General features: G+C 72.1%; 15 protein-coding genes and 1 pseudogene. 8 read left to right on the forward strand and 8 right to left on the reverse strand.

The features are described from left to right. Positions 1 to 76 precede the first annotated feature (76 nt). The 3 genes from rarD to Cco03nite_RS39245 all read right to left on the reverse strand — a co-directional run bounded on the left by rarD (position 77) and on the right by Cco03nite_RS39245 (position 3336). The gene (gene rarD / locus Cco03nite_RS39235; RefSeq protein WP_203699116.1) at positions 77 to 994 is read right to left on the reverse strand and encodes an EamA family transporter RarD; all 918 of its coding nucleotides are present in this window, start codon (positions 992 to 994) and stop codon (positions 77 to 79) included. Positions 995 to 1066: 72 nt separating this feature from the next. Next, the gene (locus Cco03nite_RS39240; RefSeq protein ID WP_203699117.1) at positions 1067 to 1438 is read right to left on the reverse strand and encodes a phage holin family protein; all 372 of its coding nucleotides are present in this window, start codon (positions 1436 to 1438) and stop codon (positions 1067 to 1069) included. A gap of 53 nt (positions 1439 to 1491) precedes the next feature. Next, complete coding sequence (locus Cco03nite_RS39245; protein ID WP_203699118.1) at positions 1492 to 3336, reverse strand: type VII secretion protein EccE; 1845 nt, start codon at positions 3334 to 3336, stop codon at positions 1492 to 1494. Between the two features lie 142 nt (positions 3337 to 3478). Between Cco03nite_RS39245 and eccB the strand changes: the two genes are divergently transcribed. The 3 genes from eccB to Cco03nite_RS39260 all read left to right on the forward strand — a co-directional run bounded on the left by eccB (position 3479) and on the right by Cco03nite_RS39260 (position 5661). Further along, on the forward strand, positions 3479 to 4855 hold the full coding sequence (gene eccB, locus Cco03nite_RS39250; RefSeq protein WP_203699119.1) for a type VII secretion protein EccB: 1377 nt from the start codon (positions 3479 to 3481) through the stop codon (positions 4853 to 4855). Positions 4856 to 5036: 181 nt separating this feature from the next. Next, the gene (locus tag Cco03nite_RS39255) at positions 5037 to 5327 is read left to right on the forward strand and encodes a WXG100 family type VII secretion target (protein ID WP_239168027.1); all 291 of its coding nucleotides are present in this window, start codon (positions 5037 to 5039) and stop codon (positions 5325 to 5327) included. Between the two features lie 37 nt (positions 5328 to 5364). Further along, positions 5365 to 5661, forward strand: coding sequence for a WXG100 family type VII secretion target (locus tag Cco03nite_RS39260; RefSeq protein WP_203699121.1), 297 nt, complete (start codon positions 5365 to 5367; stop codon positions 5659 to 5661). A 60-nt stretch (positions 5662 to 5721) separates the two neighbouring features. Here Cco03nite_RS39260 and Cco03nite_RS39265 read toward each other — a convergent pair whose 3' ends face one another. Then, positions 5722 to 6681, reverse strand: coding sequence for a sulfotransferase (locus Cco03nite_RS39265; RefSeq protein WP_203699122.1), 960 nt, complete (start codon positions 6679 to 6681; stop codon positions 5722 to 5724). Between the two features lie 153 nt (positions 6682 to 6834). Continuing rightward, positions 6835 to 8070, reverse strand: coding sequence for a type VII secretion-associated serine protease mycosin (gene mycP / locus Cco03nite_RS39270; protein WP_203699123.1), 1236 nt, complete (start codon positions 8068 to 8070; stop codon positions 6835 to 6837). A 189-nt stretch (positions 8071 to 8259) separates the two neighbouring features. On the opposite strand from mycP, the gene Cco03nite_RS39275 reads away from it, so the two are divergent. Beyond that, positions 8260 to 10470: an SseB family protein gene (locus Cco03nite_RS39275; protein ID WP_239168028.1), complete on the forward strand. Its 2211-nt coding sequence runs from the start codon at positions 8260 to 8262 to the stop codon at positions 10468 to 10470. Next, the gene (locus Cco03nite_RS39280) at positions 10467 to 10832 is read left to right on the forward strand and encodes a UCP033725 family protein (RefSeq protein ID WP_203699125.1); all 366 of its coding nucleotides are present in this window, start codon (positions 10467 to 10469) and stop codon (positions 10830 to 10832) included. The genes Cco03nite_RS39275 and Cco03nite_RS39280 overlap by 4 nt, the downstream gene beginning before the upstream one ends. 96 nt (positions 10833 to 10928) lie before the next feature. On the opposite strand, the gene Cco03nite_RS39285 is transcribed toward Cco03nite_RS39280, so the two are convergent. Both Cco03nite_RS39285 and nhaA read right to left on the reverse strand, forming a co-directional pair. Further along, positions 10929 to 11858 carry an alpha/beta fold hydrolase gene (locus Cco03nite_RS39285; RefSeq protein ID WP_203699126.1) on the reverse strand — a complete coding sequence of 310 codons (930 nt, stop codon included), beginning with the start codon at positions 11856 to 11858 and terminating at the stop codon, positions 10929 to 10931. A gap of 9 nt (positions 11859 to 11867) precedes the next feature. Beyond that, on the reverse strand, positions 11868 to 13115 hold the full coding sequence (gene nhaA / locus Cco03nite_RS39290; protein ID WP_203699127.1) for a Na+/H+ antiporter NhaA: 1248 nt from the start codon (positions 13113 to 13115) through the stop codon (positions 11868 to 11870). Positions 13116 to 13242: 127 nt separating this feature from the next. Here nhaA and Cco03nite_RS39295 point away from each other — a divergent pair, with 127 nt between their 5' ends. The 3 genes from Cco03nite_RS39295 to Cco03nite_RS39305 all read left to right on the forward strand — a co-directional run bounded on the left by Cco03nite_RS39295 (position 13243) and on the right by Cco03nite_RS39305 (position 18492). Then, positions 13243 to 14352, forward strand: a complete 1110-nt coding sequence (locus Cco03nite_RS39295; RefSeq protein WP_203699128.1) for a C45 family autoproteolytic acyltransferase/hydrolase — start codon at positions 13243 to 13245, stop codon at positions 14350 to 14352. 150 nt (positions 14353 to 14502) lie between these two features. Further along, positions 14503 to 16827 (forward strand): immune inhibitor A domain-containing protein, encoded by a 2325-nt coding sequence (locus Cco03nite_RS39300; protein WP_203699129.1) that lies wholly within the window; start codon positions 14503 to 14505, stop codon positions 16825 to 16827. 150 nt (positions 16828 to 16977) lie between these two features. Further along, entirely contained in the window at positions 16978 to 18492 is a 1515-nt protein-coding gene (locus Cco03nite_RS39305) for a vanadium-dependent haloperoxidase (protein ID WP_203699130.1), read from the forward strand. 66 nt (positions 18493 to 18558) lie between these two features. Here the strand turns inward: Cco03nite_RS39305 and Cco03nite_RS39310 are convergent. Continuing rightward, positions 18559 to 20101, reverse strand: a pseudogene (locus Cco03nite_RS39310) (immune inhibitor A domain-containing protein); the annotation flags it as partial.

Raw genomic sequence — 20101 nt, forward strand, 5'->3', positions numbered from 1 at the left:
AGCCTCTTAAAGAGTTGTGGCATAAGCGGGGTCGTGAGGGCGCGACTCTTTAAGAGTTGCGGCAGGTGGGGGCGGGTCAGGCTCGGCTGGCGGCCAGTGGAGCAGCGGCGGCCAGCCGGGTGCGGCGGGCGTTGCGCAGGCCGTCCCAGGTGAAGACGGCGAGGGCGAGCCAGACCAGGCCGAAGCCGAACAGGCGGGCCGGTGGCATGGGTTCGTGGAAGGCGAACACGCCGAGCGCCAACTGCAGCGTCGGGGCGACGTACTGGAGCATGCCGAGGCCGGTGAACGGGATGCGGTTGGCGGCTCCGGCGAACATCAGCAGCGGGATCGCCGTGATCACGCCCGCAGCTGCGAGCAGCAGCGTGTGCCCGGTGCTCACCTGGCCGAAGGTCAGGTCGCCGGAGGAGGCGAGCCAGCCCAAAGCGGCCAACGCGGGCAGGGTCAACACTGCGGACTCGACGAACAGGCCGTCGGCCGGGGGCAGGGCCAGGCGCTTCTTGGTCAGGCCGTACAGCGCGAACGAGCAGGCCAGGATGAGGGCGATCCACGGCGGGTGGCCGTAGTCGACGGTCAGCACGAGCACCGCGACCGTGCCGACGCCGACCGCGGCCCACTGCGCGGCGCGCAGCCGCTCGCCCAGCACGACCACGCCGAGCACGATGACGACGAGCGGGTTGATGAAGTAGCCGAGCGACGTCTCCACCACCCGGTCCACGTTCACGCCGTAGATGTAGGTGCCCCAGTTGACGCCGATGAAGATCGCGGCGAGCGTGATGCCGCCGACGGTGGCGGGCTTGCGCAGCAGCTCGGCGATCTGCCGCCAGCGGCGTACCACGGTCAGCAGGAGCACCATGAACAGCGCCGACCAGGCGATCCGGTGCGCGAGCACCTCGACCGGCCCCGCGGGTTTGAGCAGCTTGAAGTATGCCGGGAAGAAGCCCCACAGGGCGTAGGCGCCGAACCCGTACAGGTAGCCGAGGCGAAGCTGACTCACCTACCAATGGTAAGGGGAGGGCTCGCCTCGGCTCCTGACATGTGAGCCAGGTCGCTCAGCTGGTGGGAAGGCTCAGTCCTCGATGAACCAGTTCAGTGCCCAGCTGGTGAGACCGACGACGAGCGCGCCCAGGATCGCGGCGGGCCAGAAGTTGTCGACGTGGAACGGCACGTCGAGCAGACCGGCGATGAAGCTGGTCAGCATGAACAGCGCGCCGTTCACGACCAGCGCGATCAGGCCGAGGGTGAAGACGTAGAGCCCGCAGCCGACCATCTTGACGATCGGGCGGATGAACGCGTTGCAGAGGCCGAAGATGACCGCGATCGCGACGAACGTGCCGATCGTGCCGAGGAGGGTCTCGGCGGTCACGCTGATGCCCGGCACGAGCATGGTCGCCACCCAGACGGCGGCGGCGCTGGCGGCCAGACGGAGGAGGATGCCCATGGTGCGGCATCGTGCCACGATTCGCCCCGGTGCGCACCCCCCAGTCTGGCCGGTCAGCGTCCGTTCTGCTGGGTCGCGTTGATCAGCTGCTGCTCGTAGCCGGTCGTGCTGAGCGCCGCCCAGCGCACCGAGCGGCGGTGCACCACGCCGATCATGCCGGGCTGGGCGCGGGACAGCCACGCCTCCTGGTCGCGGCTCAACCCCAGCACGGACACCGCGACCGCGGCCTCGGCGGGCTGCAGCGGCTGCAGCAGGGCCAGGTCGGCGCGGCCGAGCACGTCCACGTCCACCGGGGACAGGTCGTCGCGCACCACCAGCGTGCTGTGCCAGGGCGTGCCGGGCGTGCGGTCGGCGGCCACCGGGCCCGCGTCGACGATGCTGAGCAGCGGCCGCAGCGGCGTGCCGGGCGGCACGTTGACCGGGCCGGGGGCCATCACGGCCAGCGGCGCGCCGGAGCCCAGCCCGCGGCTGAACGGCTCCCACGCCCACGGGCGGGTCGTCTGGACCAGCACGTACGCCCCGAGGGCCATCGCGCGCACGGCGACGACCTGGGCGACGGCGACGCCGCCGATCAGGACGACCCTGGTCGCCTCGGGCCGGAACAGCCGGAAGGAGACCGGCTCGCTGTGCCGGTTGACGCCGATCATGAGCCCGCAGCCGCCGTACGGCGTGGCCAGCGCGGCGACCGCGGCCGGACGCCGGGCGACGCCGCCGCGGCCGCCCGCGCCGAGGTCGGCGGGGCCGGGCCCGGCCAGGGGGAGGGTCGCGGTCAGGCCGTCGAACTGCTGGCCGTCCAGGCGGCGGGCCTGGGCGTGCTCGGTGGCCAGCAGCTGGCGCAGGGCCGTGCCGGCGTTGCCGAGCGAGGTGTGGTCGGGTGCGGTGAGCCGCACGGTCAGCTCGGCCTGCAGGGTGGCGCCGCCGTCGGCCCAGGGGCCCGCGGTCAGCGACACCGAGACCGTGGTGGCCGGCAGCCGCAGCAGGCGCGGCAGCAGCGCGTGGGCGGGGTCGGGGTGCGGCGTCGGCCAGCGCTCCACGGCGTACGAGCTGGCGTAGAGCCCGCCGATGTGCAGCGCGGACCAGCCCTCCTGCGCGGCGGTGGCCCCGTCGTGCCCGGCGGCCTCCGCGAGCGCGCGCAGCGCCGCGACGTCGCCGAGCAGCCGGTGCGGCACGTCGCCCAGCTTCGCGCGCACCTTGCGCACCGCGCCGGTGAGCGCCCGTTCCAGGTCGGCCTCCGACCAGCCTTCGGCCCGGTGCACCCGCACCACCAGCAGGGCGCGCTCGTTGGCCAGCAGCCGCCCGCTGGACAGCTGGCGGTAGGACGAGGCCGCGGGCGAGGAGCCGTTGGCGGCGTTGGCGTGCAGCAGCAGCTGCAGCCGCACCGGCGGGGTGTCGGCCGCGGGGGCGGGCAGCAGCGTGGCCGGGGAGGGCAGCGGGTGCCAGGCGCGGGCCGGCATCACCGCCTGGTCGCCGAGTTCCAGCAGCACGCACATGCCCAGCTCGTCGGTGAGCGCGGCGCAGGACACGCCTTCGATGTCCAGCATGGACAGCCGGCTGCCGGGCGCGGCGGCGGCGAGCAGCTCGGCCGGGTCGGCGCTCGGTTCGACGCGCCGGCGGCGGCCGCGGTAGCGCAGGTAGACGGCGGTCCACTCGGACAGCCAGCGCCCGCGCCAGCGGCCCCAGGCCAGCACGACGAGCGCGGCGGCCACGGGCACGGCGGGCAGCAGGAAGCCGACGCCCGCCTGCGCGGCGGCCACCAGCAGCACCAGTGCCAGCTGCACGGCGACGATCTGGCCGCTGCCGAGGCCGAGGAACCGCCTGGCGGGCCGCGGGTGCGCCGCCGGTGCGGCCCCCTCGTCGGTGGTGCGTGCCGTCGGCCCGGTCACCGTGTCGACCGTCATCGCGATAGCCTCCCCTAGGCTCCAGCTAGTGGCGGCCCTCGCGGTCCGCCCGGCGGCGGATCGCCGCGGAAATCCACCAGCTGTACCGCCGCACTTCGCCCGGCTCATGGTAGAGCCGCAGGCTGACCCGTGGGGAGGGCCCATGCCGTCGAGACAGGACCAACTGCACTCGTACCAGTTCACGGTGCAGCGTGTGGTCTCGGCGCTGGTGATGCGCGACACCGATCCGGCGCAGGCGCCGTTTCGGCGCGCGGCCGGCGCGACGCTCGCCAGCATCCTGCTGGCCGTGGTCATCGCGGCCGGATACGGGGTGTACGGCGTGTTCAGCAACCGCGGCGACACCGGCTGGAAGGCCGACGGCACGGTCATCATCGAGGACGGCTCGGGCGCGCACTTCGTGTACCGCAACGGAAAGCTGCACCCGGCGCTGAACCTGACCTCGGCGCTGCTGGCCTCCGGCGCGGCGCAGCCGAAGCTGGTGACGGTCGCGAAGAAGTCGCTTGTGGACGTGCCGCGCGGGCTCACCGTCGGGGTGGTGGACCTGCCGGACTCGCTGCCCGACCCGGCCGCGCTGCTCGGTCTGCCCTGGTCGATCTGCGCGGCCACCGAGGCCGGTAAGCCCGCGTCGGTGCTGGTGGTGGGCGACAGCGTGCAGGCCGGCAAGGGCAAGGTGATGGGCGGCGACGACGCGCTGTTCGTACGCGCCGGAGACCAGATCTTCCTGCTGTGGCACGGCCGGCTCTACAACGCCGACGCCGACGAGTTCGCCGATCTCGCGGGCGGCGCGCAGCCGGTGGCCGTGCCCGCCGCGTTCGTCAACGGCATGCCCCAGGGGCAGCCGCTGGACGAGCCGCGGGTGGGCTCGCCGGGCGCGCGTTCGACCGTCAAGAACCTCAAGAACGGCCAGGTCATCAAGATCAAGGGCCTGGACGGCAAGTCGCACCAGTACGCGGTGGTCCGCGCGGACGGCCTGGCGATGATCACGCCGGTGCAGGCCGCGCTGCTGCTCGGCCGGTACCGGCAGAAGCACGACATCGGCCGGGAGATCGAGATCGACCAGACCGAGCTCGCCGAGTACGACAACTCGCCCGCCAGCCTGGTCCCGGACCCCAACGACCCGCGGCAGCCACCGGCGAACATGCCGACCATCGCCTCCTACGGCCAGGGCGCGCTGTGCGCGGTGACCCGGGACGACTCGAACGCCCCCGAGGTGCGCGTCGAGGTGCCGCTGGAGCTGACCGGGCGCATCGCGACCGTGGCCCGCAGCGCCGAGGGCGGCTCGTACGCCGACTACGTGCTGGTGCCCGCCGGCCGGGGCGCCATCGTCGTCGCCGGCACCACGCTGAGCCTGGTCACCGACCAGGGCGTGCGCTACGACGCGGCCCGCCCCGACGTGCTGCCGATGCTCGGCTACGCCGACCCGGTGCCGCTGCGGCTGCCGTCGTCGCTCGTCGATCTGCTGCCCCCGGGGCCGGGCCTGGACCCGCAGACCGCGTCGGGTCAGCTGGCCCTCGGCTGAGCCGCGGCGGGGTTATCCACAGGCGCGGGCTCCGGGCTGGCACGAGTCGACGCGGGACGCTACCGTCACCGAGACAGGCGCACCGCCACCAATGCTCCGCATAGGACGGTGGATGCGTAACTGCACAAAGGGAATGGGGTGACGTACGACAATGGCGGAAACCGCCTCCGAAGCTGCGATCATGGCCTCGACCGCGGGCAAGTTCGACTCGGCCAACGACGACCTGCAGACCATGCTCAGCAGCCTGCTGAGCGAGCTGGAGATGCTGCAGACCAGTTGGGTGGGCCGGGCCGGCAGCTCCTTCGAGCAGGTCAAGATCGCCTGGTCGCAGGACCAGAAGGCACTGCACCAGGCGCTCGCTGAGACGTCGAAAGCGATCCGCACGGCAGGCCAGGAGTACAGCCGCGCCGACGAGGAGCAGGCAGGCCGGGTGGCCTCCAAGAACACCGGCGGCGTCTCGCTGAACCTGTGAGCGCGGCAGATCACGGACCGAAAGGGGGAGGACCGATATGAGCAACGGCGACAGGCTCGTCGTCAACTTCGCCTCGCTGCACGAGGCGAGCGGGCACATTCAGAAGGCGCTGGGCAAGCTGGAGACCACGCTGAGCCAGCTGGAGAGCGACGCCGGGCCGATGGTGTCCACGTGGAGCGGCGCCGCGCAGACGGCGTACCACGAGCGCCAGGCCAAGTGGCGTAAGGCCGCGGACGAGCTGTCCGTGATGCTGAAGGACATCAAGGGCGCGGTCGACGAGGCCGCCGTCCAGTTCAAGGACGCCGAGGACCGCAACACCCGGCTGTTCCACTGACCACGTCGCCGTGGCCCGGGGCGGGCGGTCTCCGCTGCCCCGGGCTGCGCGCGTAGCCGCTCAGGCCGCCGTGCCGGCCGGCCGGAAGCGGTCCAGGACCTCGCCGGTGATCGCGGTGACGCGCGCGGCGTCCTCCGCCGACAGCCGGTTCTGCGCCGCGGCCAGCGCCTGCTTGGAGTCCATCGGGCGGAACGCGGTCTTCGACGTGCCCGAGCGCACGAACCCGCGCTGCGAGTCCTGCTCCCCGGCCGTGGTCGCCGCGACGACCTGCGCGCGGGCCCGCTCGTCGAAGTCCAGCCCGAAGTGCGCGTACAGCGCCCCGAACTCCTCCTCCGGCCGCATCGCGAAATCCTCGTAGCGGCGTACCAGCACGCCCGGCACGTGCCGGTGCACCCGGTCGACCACGTCGTAGACGACCCGCCACAGCAGCGCCGTGGTGTGGATCTCGTCCTCCTTGGCGGCGGCCTCGCGCAGTTCGTCCACGTGGTCGGCGAGCAGATCCCGGGTCAGCAGCGGTTGGCCGAGCAGCTCGTCGAGGCTGATGTGCCAGCCCAGTTTGCGGTAGCTGCCGACCAGCGACACCGGGTCGCGCACCAGCACCACCGAGCGCACCCCGAACCGCTCCGCCAGCCACGGGACCGCCATCAGGGCGTACGGGTCGTCGAGCATGGCGCTCCGGCCGCGCAGGCGACCGGTGGTGAACGCGGTCGCGTACTTCACCATCCGGGCGATGTCGTAGGGCGCGTGATTGCGGCGCAGCTCGCGGCCGACGCCGTAGCGCAGGGCCAGGGTGCGGCGGAACGCGCGCAGCCAGACGTCCTCGTTGTCGGCGCAGATGTACTGGAAGCGGTGCGTGACGTCGGCGTCGAGCACGCCCGGCGAGCGGCCCGGAGGGTGGCGCACGTTGAGCGGCTCGTTGACGTACACGACCTGCCGCCCGGCCTCCACCATCTTGCCCACCCAGCTCGTCCCGCTCCGGGGTAGCCCGGTGACCAGCAGTCCCGGCTGGGTCGCGCTCATCTGCTCTCCTTCGAAAACGGCAAGGTGCCGGTGACGTGGCTGTCCCACGGACATGATGGCCGCCGACGTGGTCCCGCGGATCCTCCGTCGAGTCGGCAGTCGGCGACGCTCGGGCCCGACGTGGGCAAATGAGCCCCGAATGTCATGCTTCTGTCAGCTCCCGGCCGCTCGCCAGCGCCGGCGGATGCCGTTGGGCAGCGCCACGGCCAGGGCGAGCACCAGCCCGGCCAGGATGACGCCGAGGCCGGCCAGCCAGAGCGCCTGCGAGCGCTGCTGCGCGGCCCGGTCGGCGGCGGCCTCGGCGGCCGGGTCGGCAGGCCGGGGCGCCAGCGCGGCCGGGGTGACCCGGCCCGCGCCGTCGAGCACGTCGGTCACCGCCCGGACCGGGTTGAGGATGCCCACGCCGTAGTCGTCGCTGTGCCGCCCGCCCGGGGCCGGGTCCGCCGTGGCCAGCAGCCGCCGCCGCACCTGCGACTCGGTGAGCTTCGGGTACGCCTGGCGGATCAGGGCCGCGGTCGCGGCCACCATCGGGGCGGCGAAACTCGTGCCGCTCTCCTTGGCGTGCCCGCGGGTCGGGCGCGCCACGGTCACCTGGTCACCGGGGGCGACCAGGTCCACGTACGGCCCCGTCTGGGAGGCCTGCAGCCGCTGCCCCGCCTCGTCGATCGCGCCGACCCCGAGCACGCCGTCCCAGGAGGCGGGATACGGCGTCGGGTTGCCCTTCTGCTTGGCGTTGCCGACCGCCGCGATGACGACCACGTCCGCGGCGACGGCCTCGCGGACGGCGTCGTGGAACTCGTCCAGTTTGTTCGCGGCGTTGTCGTCGTAGCTCAGCGAAAGGTTGATCACGCGGGCCTTCCTGGTCACCGCGTACCGGATCGCGGCGGCCATGTCCTTCACGTCGGCCTGGCGGGCGTTCTTCGAGTTCTCCTGGCCGCCGAGCTGCTCGCTCACCCGGATCGGCAGGATCTGCACGCCCGGCGCGATGCCCCGGAACTCCACCCCGGCCAGCGGCTTCGCGGCGATGACGCTGGCCACGCCGGTGCCGTGCCCGACGCAGTCCTGCCGCCCGTCGGTGCCGCCGCCGGGCAGCCTGTCCTGGCCTGGCATGACGTGCCCGCGCAGCTGCGGGTGGTCCATGTCGACCCCGGAGTCGAGCACCGCCACGATCACGCCCGACCCGTCGATGCCGCGGGGCAGCGCGGACAGGTCCCAGTGCTGCTGCGGCCAGGGCTTGGCCGGGATCACCGCGCTCGCCGCGAGCGGGCCGCTCGGGCACGGGGCCGCGGCGGCGGGCGCTGTCGCGATGCCGACGACACCGAAGCTGAGCGCCACGCTGAACGCCACCGTGCGGGCCGCGAAGGCGACCGTCGGCCGGCTGCGGTACATATGTCGCCTCCCCAGGCCTTGTGTGGAGCCGACCGCCACGCGCACGGGCGAACGGATACCCGCGTGGCTGAACCCCGGCGCAGATGTTACTGGAACGAGCCGACCTAGACTGCTGGTTGCGACACGCCTACGGCGCGCAAGGTAAGTTGTGACTCAGTACTCTCGCGGCAGCCAGGAGGTGAGCGCGTGATGGGTTGGGAGCCGGCCACCGATACCGAGATCGCGCTGCGTGACGCCCTGCGCGCCGGGGATCAGGAGCTCTACTTCCGCATCCTCGGCCGTTCGGAACTGCTGCTGCCGGTCGCCGGTGACGCCGCATCCGCGCGCGGTCCCGCAGGCTGGGGCACCTGGACCGCGGAGAACCGCACCCATGTGCTCGCCTTCACCTCGTCCGCCGCGCTGCGGGCCTGCCTGGCCGAGCACGCCGGGCCCGCGCGGCGCGTGCCGTTCCAGGAGCTGGCCACGTCGTGGCCCAACCACGAGTGGTGGCTGGCCGTGGACCCCGGTCTGCCGATCGAGGGCTACCTGCCGGCCTGGTTCGTCACCCAGTTGGTACGCGGTGACGTGCGGATTCCCGGTGCCCCCGCGGTCGCCCGCGGGCGGCTCGAACGGCTGGAGGCGCTCGAACGCGCCAAGGCCGCCCGGACCGCGCCGCCGCCGATGCAGTCCCGCGGGCCGCAGCAGCCGGCGTACGCCGCACACCCCGACGAGGAGCTGATCCTCGACGCCGAGGTGATCGACGTCGAGGAGGTGCGCCCGGTCGCCGCACCCAGGGTGCACACGCCGATGGCGATCGAGTCGCCGGTGACGGTGCCGCAGCCGCCCGAGCCGCGGCCCACCGTGCCGACGTCGCAGCCCGGCGGCAGGTTCTTCCCCGCCGACCCGGCGTTCTCCGCCGAGCCGGTCTCGCCCGCCGCCGCGCACACCTTCATCCCGCCGGCCGCGCCGCCGCCGGGCATGGTGCCCGCGGCCGCGCCGCCTCCGCCCGCCGTCCCGCCCGCCCCGGCTCCGGCTGCCGCGCCGCCGCCGAGCCCGGCCGCCGCGGACCGGTTCGCAGCCGAGCCCGCCGGATCCGCGCCCGCGGTGCGACGCGCCGAGGGATCCCTGTTCGAGCCCGTTTCCGCTGCTCCAGCCGCATACCCGCCGGCTGCCGCGCCACCCGCCGAGGTGCCTGCGCCCGGGGCGCGGCCTGGCACGGGGTCCCTGTTCGAGCCGGTGGCCCCGGCAGCCGCGCACGAGCCCACCGCCGTGCCGCCCGCGCCGGGTGCGGGCTCGCTGTTCGAGCCCGTGTCCGCAGCGGCCCCGGCACCCGGCGCCGCCGCGCCTGCCGCGCCCGCGCCGGGCACCGGGTCGCTGTTCGAGCCCGCGCCCGCGCCGGTGACGGTGCCCGACGCCGCCGCGCCGCCCGCCCGGGAGCCGGGTCCGCGGCACGAGCGGGCCAGCGGACCCGAGGACGACTTCACCCCGTCGAACTCCGTCGAGGAGCAGCTGCTCGAAGCGGCCGACGCGGGCAACACCGACGCCTTCCTGTCGACCCTGCTGCTCGCCACGGTGCTGCTGCCCGTGCCGGGCGGGCCCGGCACGCCCCGGCCCGGCGAGCCCGGTTTCGCCTGGCAGCCGCGGGACATCGGCGGCGAGCCGCACATCGTCAGCTACACGTCCACGCAGACCATGCCGGAACCGGTCGAAGCGGTTCCGGTGCGCTTCGTCAAGCTCATCGCGACCTGGCCCGATCCGGCCTGGTCGTTCGCGGTGAACCCGGGCACCGCGGTCGGCGCCAGCCTGCCCGGCGACCAGCTGCTCGAACTCGCGCGCTGGGCGGCCGAGATGGGCCTCGGCGGCGACGAGGGCGAACCCGCCGTGACGACGCCGACGGCGGGCTCCGCGCCACCGCCCGCCCGCCGCGATCCGGAGATCACCGAGATGCAGAAGGCGATCGCGCCCAGCCAGATCGGTTACTACCTCGATCGCGGCTACGACCGGGTCTCCGGGTTCGTGCACCGCGCCCGCGAGGTCGGCCACCTGCGCGGCGCGCAGGCGCTGCGCAGCGCGCTCGGGCTGACCTGGACGGGCTCGCCGTTCTCCGCCGACGACAAGGAGATCTACGTGCTGCGCTGGCCGGCCTACCGGCCCAGCCTGTACCGGATCCCGTACGGCGGGCAGCACGAGGCGGCGATGAAGGCCATGGAGGGCTGGGTCATCGAACGTGCCCCGTTCCGCGGCAACGGCTTCGCGCCCGGCGAGAGCACCGAGATCATCGCCGAGTTCAAGGTGGACAGCGCCCGGCTGCCGCACGGCGCGCGCCTGCTGCGCGTGGACGCCGAAGGCAAAGAGGAGATGGTCGCGGTGCTCGACGCCGACGGGCCGCGCTGGCTGCGCACCGACGGGGGCGAGGAGTGATGCGCGACGGCTACATCGCCCGCTACCTGGGGCGCGAGTACGAGGCGAGCCCTGACGGCGACACCGTGCGGCTGTACCGCCCCGAGCCCGCCGAGGGCTTCGAGGAGGTCCGGCCCGGCCGGTTCGTCCGGGTGGTGGCCGCGGCCGAGATCGACGACCTGGCGTACGTGCGCAGCACCTGCACCTGGCGCGGCCAGCCGTTCATCGTGCTGGCCGAGCACGACGCCTGGCTGCGCGTCGAGTACACCGGCGGCAAGGCCCCCGTCGCCGCCGACCTGGGCCTCGAAGAGTTCGACTACGGCGTCTACCAGGGCTGGGCCCCCAAACAAGAGGTCACCGACCTCCGCGAATCCCGCCTCTGACCCACCCGGCTCGGTGCGCAACTCTTAAAGAGTCGCGGCCAAACCCAGCCCTCGATGGCGCAAGTCTTTAAGAGTTGCGGCGGAAGGGGGTGGGGGTCATTTGGTCCAGCGGATGATTTCGCCGGCGATGAGGTCGGGGCGTTCGAGGTGGGGGAAGTGGCCGGTGTCGTCGAGGAGGCGCCACTCGTAGTCGGCCAGGACGTAGCGGCCGGAGCCCTGGGCGGTGGCGGGCAGGGTGATCGGGTCGAGGGCGCCCTGGAGCTGCAGGGTGGGCGAGATGATCGGCTGGCGGACGGCACGCAGGAAGCGGTAGCCGTGCAGGCGCAGCGTGGACCGGAACGCCCAGCGGTACGCCTCCATCGCGCAGAACGCGGCCTGCGGGATGCGCATCGCCTCGCGGCAGCGGCGCTCGTACTCGGCGTAGTCGGCGGTCTGCCGGAACTCCGGCGCGGTCCAGGCCCGCATCAGCCCGCCGGCCAGGGCGGCGTCGTCACGGGTGAGCACGTGCTCGTAGCGGGGCAGCTGGAAGCGCAGCAGGTCGCGCCCGGCCCGGCGCTGTGCGGCGTTGGCGACCAGCGCCGAGCGCAGCCGCAGCGGGTGCGCCGCGCCGAGCACCACCAGCCGGTTCACCAGCCGCGGGTGCAGGGCCGCCGCGGACCAGCCGATCAGGCCGCCGGCCCCCGCGCCGACGACGGTGGCGTTGCGCTCGCCGAGCGCGCGGATCAGGCCCACCACGTCGGCGGCGAGCGTGAAGCCGTCGTACCCCCGCGGTGGTTTGTCGCTCGCGCCGTAACCGCGCAGGTCCACCGCGACCGCCCGCAGGCCCGCGTCCGCGAGCAGGGGCAGCTGCCGGTGCCAGGCCCACCAGAACTCGGGGAAGCCGTGCAGGAGCACCACCAGCGGCCCGGTGCCCTGCTCCACGACGTGGAACCGGCTGCCGTTGGCGTTGACGAACCGGTGCGTCCACGGACCTTCGTCCAGGACACATGACTCGTCCACCGCAGTGTTCCCGGCCCGTTCATTCATGACTGCAGGCTAGCGTGTGCGCACCCGGACCTGTCTGCGCAGCAGGGCCGCGGCCAGCAGGGATGCGATCAAGGAGCCGAGCAGGACCGCGCCCTTGACCCTGGCCTGCTGCTCTCCGTAGTCGAAGGCCAGCTCCGCGATGAGCAGGCTGACCGTGAAGCCGCAGCCGGTGACCACCGCGACCGCGACCAGGTCGCGCCATTCCAGCGCCTCGGGCAGCTCGGCCAGCTTCGAGCGCACCGCCACGGCCGCGCCTGCCAGTACCCCGACGGTCTTGCCGACGACGAGGCCGATCAGCACGCCGAGCGAGGCCCGGTCGGTGAAGATCGCGCCGAGCGCGCCCGCGCTGATCGCGATTCCCGCGGAGAAGAAGGCGAACAGCGGCACGCAGATGCCGGCCGAGATCGGCTGGAGCCGGTGCTCCAGCGCCTGCGCTGGCGACTCGTGCTCGCCGGGATCGGGTCTGACCCGGGTGAGCAGGCCGATGGCGACGCCCGCGATGGTCGCGTGCACCCCGGAGGCGTGCACCAGCGCCCAGGCGGCCAGCGCCAGCGGCAGGTAGAGCCACCAGCCGCGGAACCGGAACTGCTGGAGCAGGGCGTACACCACCAGCACCGCGGCCGCGCCGAGCAGCGGCAGGAAGGCCACGTGCGCGGTGAAGACCAGCGCGATCAGCAGGATGGCCCCGAGATCGTCGACGATGGCCAGGGACAGCAGGAAGACCCGCAGGCTGGGTGGCAGGTCCCGGGCGCAGATGGCGAGCACGGCCAGCGCGAAGGCGATGTCGGTGGCGACCGGCACCGCCCAGGCGTCGGCCCCGCCGGGCGCGCCGAACGCGATCAGGAAGCAGAGCAGTGCGGGCACGACCATGCCGCCGATCGCACCGGCGATGGGCAGCGCGGCCTGCCGGGGACTGCGCAACTCGCCGACGACGAGTTCGCGTTTGAGTTCCAGCCCGGCGACCACGAAGAAGACGGTGAGCAGGCCGTCCTGGGCCCACTGCGTGACCGACAGGTTGAGGTGCAGCGACTGCGGCCCGAAGGTGTACTCGCTGAGCCGCTGGTAGGCGTCGGCCAGCGGCGAGTTCGCGATGATCAGGGCCAGTGCGGTGGCCCCGAGCAGCACCAGGCCGCCGATCTGCTCGGTGCGCAGGAACCGCACCACCTCGGCGGCGGCGCTGCGGGCGGCCTGGGCACGACGGCGCTGCATCCGCTTCACGCGCGGGCTGGACTTCGGCCGTGTCCGGCTGTCTCCCATGATCCGGATACTACGGTTCCCGCCAGGCGCGTACCGGGAGGTTGGCCGCGAAGGAGCCGCCGGCTCACCGGGGCCGGCGGCTTTCACGCTGGCGCGCCGGGTGCCGGGTCCGGAAGAGTGGCCGGACATGAACACCCCCTTGACCGTGGTCGACGTGAGCGGCACCCCCGAGGAGATGGGCACGGCATACGGCCGGGCCGCCGCCGATCTGATCAACCTGAACGTGACGGCCTACCTCGACCGGTTCTCCCGGGGCGCCGGGCTGGACCTGGCGGCGGTGACCGCGCAGGGCGCGGCGTTCCGCGAGACGACGCTGAGCCACTTTCCCCGCCTCGCGGCGATGCTCGACGGGGTGGCCCGGGGCGCGTCCGTCGCCCCCGAGCTGATCTATGCGATCAACGCCCGCTCCGAGCTGCTCTACGGCGCACCGGCCTGCGGCTCGCCCGGAGCGTCGGCGGGTGACCGGGGTGAGTGCACCAGCCTGGGCGTACTCGGGCCGCGCAGTGAAGGCGGGCGCACCCTGCTCGCGCAGAACTGGGACTGGCATCCCGGACACCGGGACTACAACGTCCTGCTGATCACCCGGGACGAGCGCGGCCATGAGGTGATCACCCTGACCGAGGCGGGCATGCTCGCCAAGACGGGGCTGAACTCGGCCGGGGTCGGCGTCTGCGTCAACCTGCTCGGCTGCGACCGGGACGGCCGGCCCGGCGGGGTGCCGTACCACGTGCTGCTGCGGTCGGTGCTGGAGGCGGACTCGCTGTCGTGGGCGATCCGCAACGCGATGCGCGCGCCGCGCTCGGCCTCCATCAACCTGCTGCTCGGTCAGGCGTATCCCGGCGGCGGCGAGCTGATCGATCTGGAGCTGGCGCCTGGCGACGCGGGCTGGCTGCACCCGGTGGACGGGGTGCTGGTGCACGCGAATCACTTCGAGGCGGCGCTGCCCGTGTACGACACGATCAAGGACTGGGGCGGTTCGTCGCTGTTCCGTTCGGCGCGGGCCCGCCGCCTGCTGACGGCGGTGCCGAACCCGCTGACTCCCGCCGACCTGCGGGCGGTGCTGCAGGACCATCACAGCCATCCGGTGGCCATCTGTCGCCATGCCGACGACCGGGATGCCGACGACGACCGCTCGGAGACGATCTGGACCGTCTTCATGGATTTGGATGACCGGTTCATCCGTCTTGTTCCCGGACCGCCCTGTACGGGGGGAGAGGGCACCACTTACTCCCTCTGATGTGGACGACGGGATTTCCCGTGGCGCAGGGTGATGACATCGACTTGCATTTATGCAAGGCTGCTTTCACATATTGACGAACCCGGGCCCGCGGGCTCACCCCTGCCCCGCGCTGCCTGGACTCGTCTCCGCCAAGGGAGGGAGGACCCTTTGCGAATCCACAGAATCACCGGTGTCGTCGGGATCACCGCGGCACTGGTGGCGGGCAGCCTGGCCGGAGCGCCCGCCAGCGGCGCGCCGCAGCCGGCGGTCGCCGTCACCGAGCCGGCGGGCGTCAGCCGGGCGGACAACCTGCCCAACCCGCTGAACAAGCAGCGGCAGGACACCCTGAAGCAGGCCATCGCCGACGTCGTGTCGGGCAAGGCCAAGCCGGTCCAGCGCAACGGCTCCGAGGTCGTGCAGGTCGGCAAGGGCAAGTGGGCCGAGCTGAAGAAGAAGGCCGACAAGGTCGACCCGATCTTCACGATCCTGGTGGAGTTCGGCGACCAGGTGGGCCCCGACGGCACGGCCGGCACGCCCGGCCCGCTGCGCAACCGGATCCCGCAGCCCGACCGGGCCAACGACAACACCACGTACTGGGCGCCGGACTTCAACCGGGCCCACTTCGAGAAGATGATCAATGGTCCGGGCGAGTCGATGGCCGACTTCTACTACAAGCAGTCCGGCGGCAAGTACTCGGTCAAGGGCGACGTCACCGACTGGGTGAAGGTGCCCTACAACGAGGCCCGGTACGGCTACAACTGGGACGACGTGCCCAACCCCAACGGGTACGACGACACCGACACGGCCTGGCCGTTCATCGAGGACACCCTCACCGCCTGGTACGACTCGCAGGTGGCGGCGGGCAAGTCGAAGGCCGAGATCACGGCGTACCTGTCGAAGTTCGACGTCTGGGACCGGTACGACCACGACGACGACGGCAACTTCAACGAGCCGGACGGCTACATCGACCACTTCCAGGCGATCCACGCCGGGGAGGGCGAGGAGGCCGGCGGCGGTGCGCAGGGTGCCGACGCCATCTGGTCGCACCGCTGGTACGTGAACCAGACCGAGGAGGGCACCACCGGCCCGGCGAACAACAAGCTGGGCGGCGCTCCGATCGGCGACACCGGCTTGTGGGTCGGCGACTACACCACCGAGCCGGAGAACGGCGGCCTCGGGGTGTTCGTCCACGAGTACGGCCACGACCTGGGCCTGCCGGACCTGTACGACACCAACGGCGGCGACAACGGCACCGCCTTCTGGACCGTCATGTCGGGCGGCTCCTGGCTCAACAAGGGCCTGGACAGCATCGGCACCTCGCCGGGCTACATGGGCCCGTGGGAGAAGCTGTTCCTCGGCTGGCTGGACTACCGGGTCGTCGAGGACGGCAAGACCAAGCTCGTCTCGCTCGGTTCCGCGGCCACGCCGGACGGCCTGCCGCAGGCGGTCCTCGTGCCGCTGCCGGACCAGACGGCGACCACGCAGTGGAACACCCCGTTCGGCGGCAGCTGGGAGTGGTGGACCGGCAGTGGTGACGACCTGCGCAACACGCTGCGCCGCAGGCTCGACCTGACCGGGGCCACCACGGCCACGCTGACGGCGAAGGCGGAGTACGACATCGAGCAGGGCTATGACTGGCTCTACGGCGAGATCAGCGCCGACAACGGCGCGAGCTGGCAGAAGGTCAAGGTGCCCGGCCTCGGCGGCACCAGCGCCTGGACGGACCTGAGCTACGACCTCACCCCGTGGGCCGGCCAGGTGGTCGACTTCCGGTTCCGCTACCAGACCGACGGCGGCTTCGCCGGCAAGGGCGCCTTCCTGGACGACATCAAGCTGGTCACCGACGGCCCGAACGGGTTCGTCGACGATGTCGAGGCCGGCGTGGGCGGGTGGACGGCGAAGGGCTTCCTGCGCATCGACGGCAGCCACACCGCCGTCTACCCGCAGTACTACCTGGCCGAGTACCGCACCCACACCGGTTACGACAAGAACCTCAAGACCGGTCCGTACCAGTTCGGCTGGGCCGACACGAGGCCCGACTGGGTCGAGCGCTTCCCGTTCCAGGACGGCCTGCTGGTCTGGTACGTGAACTACCGCTACGGCGACAACAACACCTCGCGTGCGGGCCGCGCGGGCACCGGCCTGGTGCTCCCGGTCGACGCCCGGCCCACGCCGGTCTCCTGGCCCGGCGTGACCTGCGGCGGCGGCGGCAACCCGGACGGCCTGTGCAAGCTGACCAACCGCAGGCAGCCGTGGGACGCCGTGTTCGGCCTGCAGCAGACCGACGCGGTGACGTTCCACCGCAACGGCGTGCCGGTGACGGTGCCGGCGAGCAAGGGCATCCCGACGTTCGACGACTCGGACCCGAACCGCTACTGGTCGGCGTCGAACCCGTGGGGCTCGGTCAAGGTGGCCGGCAACGGCGTCAAGATCTCGGTCTGGCTGGAGCTCACCGGTCCCGCACCGGTGATGCTGGTCCAGGTCAAGAACTGATCCATCGCGTATCGCCGGAAGGGGCCCACCCGCTGGGGTGGGCCCCTTTCCGTACGCGCGCCGTTACCGATTGTTTATCGAGCGGGACAACCGCCTCGCCGCCGTCCTCCTATCGTATGGAAATAATTCAATTCCACGGGGAGGAAACACGTGAAACGACTGCGAAGTCGTGGGCTGCTCGCTGCCCTCACACTGGTCGTCGGGGCGGTCGGCGCCGTCGTCATCCCGGCACAGGCGGCACATGCCGTGGCACCCGCCGACCACACCGTCTTCTGGAACGACGTGCTGCTGCGCACCTACCGCACGGTCGGCGGCGCGCCCGGCCCCCTGGCCCGTGCGGGAGCGATGATGCACGCCGCCATGTGGGACGCCGCCAACTCGGCGAGCTGCCGCCTGGGGCTGACCGCCAACCCGGTGCAGGACACCTGCCTGGGCAAGAAGTACCTCGTCAACGTCACCACGGTGAAGTACGCCGGGGCGAGCGCACCGGTCGAGAGCACTGCGATCGACTACGCGGCGGTGACCGTGCTGCGGAACCTGTACCCGGGGCTGAACTTCGACGCCGACCTGGCGACCGCGCAGCAGGGCGTCGGCACCCACAACAACCAGAAGGAGGCCGTGTACATCGGCCAGCAGGCCGCGCTGGCGATGAAGACGGCGCGGACCGGTGACGGCTCCGCGGACACCACGCCGTACACCGAGGGCACGGTGCCCGGCGCGTGGCGCAACACCGGCTCCGGCTCGGCCGCGACGCCGAACTGGGGCGCGGTCACGCCGTTCAGCATGACGTCCGGGTCGCAGTTCCGGCCGCAGCTGCCGCTCGGCTACGCGAGCTACTCGACGCTGCTGGCCAGCGCCGGATACGCGGCGCAGGTCAACGAGGTCAAGAGCTACGGCTCGGCGGCCTCCACGACCCGGACCGCGGATCAGACGCAGCTGGCGTGGTTCTGGGCGAACGACCTCGACGGCACCTACAAGCCGCCGGGCCAGCTGTTCGCGCATACCACGATCCTCGCGCAGCTGCGCGGGCTCTCCCCGACCCAGACGGTACGGCTGTTCGCGCTGGTCGCGATCGCGATGGCCGACGCGGGCGTGGCGTCCTGGGACGCGAAGTACCGCACGGCGATCGACCTGTGGCGGCCGGAGTCGGCGGTGCGCCTGGCCGACACCGACGGCAACGCCGCGACCGTGGCGGACCCGGCGTGGCAGCCGCTGTCCGCGACCGCGAGCGGGGTGCACTTCAGCCCGCCGTTCCCGGCGTACGTCTCCGGCCACGCGACGTTCGCCGGGGCCTGGGCGGGAGTCATGCAGGCCTACCTCGGCACCGACGCGGTCACCTGGACGGCCACCACCGAGGACCCGCACGCGGTGGGCGTGGTCCGCACCTTCACCAGCATCTCGGCGGCCGCGACGGAGAACGCGCTCAGCCGGATCTACCTGGGCGTCCACTACCGGTTCGACGCCGACTTCGGGATGGCGACCGGGGACAGCGTGGCGGACCACGTGTTCGCGCACGAGCTCACCCAGTGGCAGCAGCACGGCGGCGTGTACTCCGACATGCCCGCCTGCCACGGCGCGGGCACCGCGCTGGTGTCGGCGGGCACGTACGAGGAGTACCAGTGCCTGGAGAACGCCAATGAGACCGCGGTGCTGTACGTGCGCTGACGGCTGACGAAGAAGGGGGCCACCGGCGCGATGCCGGTGGCCCCCTTCTTGTTCAGTGTTGCCGGATCAGCCGTTGGCCGCCGTGACCTGCACGTAGGCGTACGCGTTGTCGTGCGTCGCCCACAGCAGCGTCAGCTTGACGCCGTTGGCCACCGCCGCGTCACCGGGGTTGCCGGTGCCGAGGATGGTGAATCCCATGTCGGTGCCGTAGACCTCGGTCGCGGGCGTGCCGTCGGGGTTGACGATCCGGGTGGTGTACGGCGCGTTGCCCGCCGACGGGATGACGACGGAGGCGTCGGCGTCCCGGTAGAACAGGCTGCCGTCACGCAGCTCCAGGCCGGGCACCCAGCCCTTGGCGTCGGTGAAGGAAGCGACACCCTTCTGCGCCTTGAACTTCGTGCAGTACTCGACGAACGGCTCCGCCGCGACCTCGAGGCACTCCTTGAAGGGGTACGTCGCGTGCAGCGTGAACGCCGCGTTCGACGACTGCGGCCGGCCCTGCAGGTTCTTCAGGGTCGACGTGTCCTTCGTGGCCGCGACGCCGGTACGGCGGAACGGGTCGTAGTGCGAGTCCACCAGCAGCAGGCCGCCCTTGGCGCCGACGCTCGGCAGCGCCGTCAGGTTGGCCGTCACGTGGTTGGTGTTGCCGAAGGTGGTGTCCCGGTACCACAGGAGCATGCCGGGCGCGTTGTACTTGATCTTCTCGACCTTCCATGCGCCGTCGCGCAGGTAGGTGCTGTCGTAGGCGTACTGCAGGCCCTTGTCGAACCCGTCGAAGTTACGCCACTCGGCCAGGTAGTAGTGCGCCTTCACCGAGGTGCCGGTGTCGATCCGCCAGGTGCCGCCGGTCGTGTCGGTCCACGTGCCGCCGGTCGCGGTCCAGCCGTTGGCACCGTTCTCGACGTCGTCGCTCCAGGTGGTGCTGCCGCCGCCGGTGACCGAGAAGTCATCGGCGAACCAGCCGCGCTCCTGGAAGGCCGCGTCGGTGGCCTGGCGCAGGCGGACCTGCACCGTGGTGCCCGCGTACGCCGACAGGTCGACGTAGTCGTGACGCCAGCCGTGGCTGTCGCCGGTCAGGCCGTAGCTGTTCTGGAACGTGTGCATGTTGCCGTTGGGGTCGGCGTAACCGTCGTCCGTGGACACCAGGTTGCCGGCCTCGTCGTACACCTTGAGGTCGGTCCAGGTGGCGCCGCCGTCGGTCGAGACCTCGACGAAGCCGTAGTCCCAGTCCTCTTCGATGACGTAGTTGTTCCACATCCAGAACTTCGCGTCGGCCGCATTGGGCACGTCCACCGAACGCGAGATCTTGAGGTCGGCCCAGTCCTGCTCAGCACCGGCGTACCACATGTTGGCCCCGCTGTGGGCGGTCGCCAGCGTGATGGTCTTCGGCGGCAGGTCGATCTTGATGCCGTCCTGGGTGCCGACAGGCGTGCGCGAGGTCTGGCCCAGCTTCACGTTCTGCGTACCCGCTCCGGGGCTGATGACCTGCGGGTCGGCCCAGCCGAGCACCCACTTGTCCCAGATGCCCATGTGGGTCGGCATCCCCTGGAAGATCGGTCCCGAGTGCGAACCCGAGGACATGAGGTCCCAGAAGTCGATGCCGGACTCA

Origin of the sequence: Catellatospora coxensis (assembly GCF_016862635.1) — a bacterium.
Taxonomy (GTDB): Bacteria; Actinomycetota; Actinomycetes; order Mycobacteriales; family Micromonosporaceae; genus Catellatospora; species Catellatospora coxensis.

Bases quoted from the DNA above. Each gene is read 5' to 3' on its own strand.
- Cco03nite_RS39275 (WP_239168028.1), top strand. From the start codon at position 8,260: ATGGGTTGGGAGCCGGCCACCGATACCGAGATCGCGCTGCGTGACGCC.
- eccB (WP_203699119.1), top strand. From the start codon at position 3,479: ATGCCGTCGAGACAGGACCAACTGCACTCGTACCAGTTCACGGTGCAG.
- nhaA (WP_203699127.1), bottom strand. From the start codon at position 13,115: ATGGGAGACAGCCGGACACGGCCGAAGTCCAGCCCGCGCGTGAAGCGG.
- Cco03nite_RS39260 (WP_203699121.1), top strand. From the start codon at position 5,365: ATGAGCAACGGCGACAGGCTCGTCGTCAACTTCGCCTCGCTGCACGAG.
- Cco03nite_RS39240 (WP_203699117.1), bottom strand. From the start codon at position 1,438: ATGGGCATCCTCCTCCGTCTGGCCGCCAGCGCCGCCGCCGTCTGGGTG.
- Cco03nite_RS39295 (WP_203699128.1), top strand. From the start codon at position 13,243: ATGAACACCCCCTTGACCGTGGTCGACGTGAGCGGCACCCCCGAGGAG.
- Cco03nite_RS39265 (WP_203699122.1), bottom strand. From the start codon at position 6,681: ATGAGCGCGACCCAGCCGGGACTGCTGGTCACCGGGCTACCCCGGAGC.
- Cco03nite_RS39255 (WP_239168027.1), top strand. From the start codon at position 5,037: ATGGCCTCGACCGCGGGCAAGTTCGACTCGGCCAACGACGACCTGCAG.
- Cco03nite_RS39285 (WP_203699126.1), bottom strand. From the start codon at position 11,858: ATGAATGAACGGGCCGGGAACACTGCGGTGGACGAGTCATGTGTCCTG.
- mycP (WP_203699123.1), bottom strand. From the start codon at position 8,070: ATGTACCGCAGCCGGCCGACGGTCGCCTTCGCGGCCCGCACGGTGGCG.
- Cco03nite_RS39245 (WP_203699118.1), bottom strand. From the start codon at position 3,336: ATGACGGTCGACACGGTGACCGGGCCGACGGCACGCACCACCGACGAG.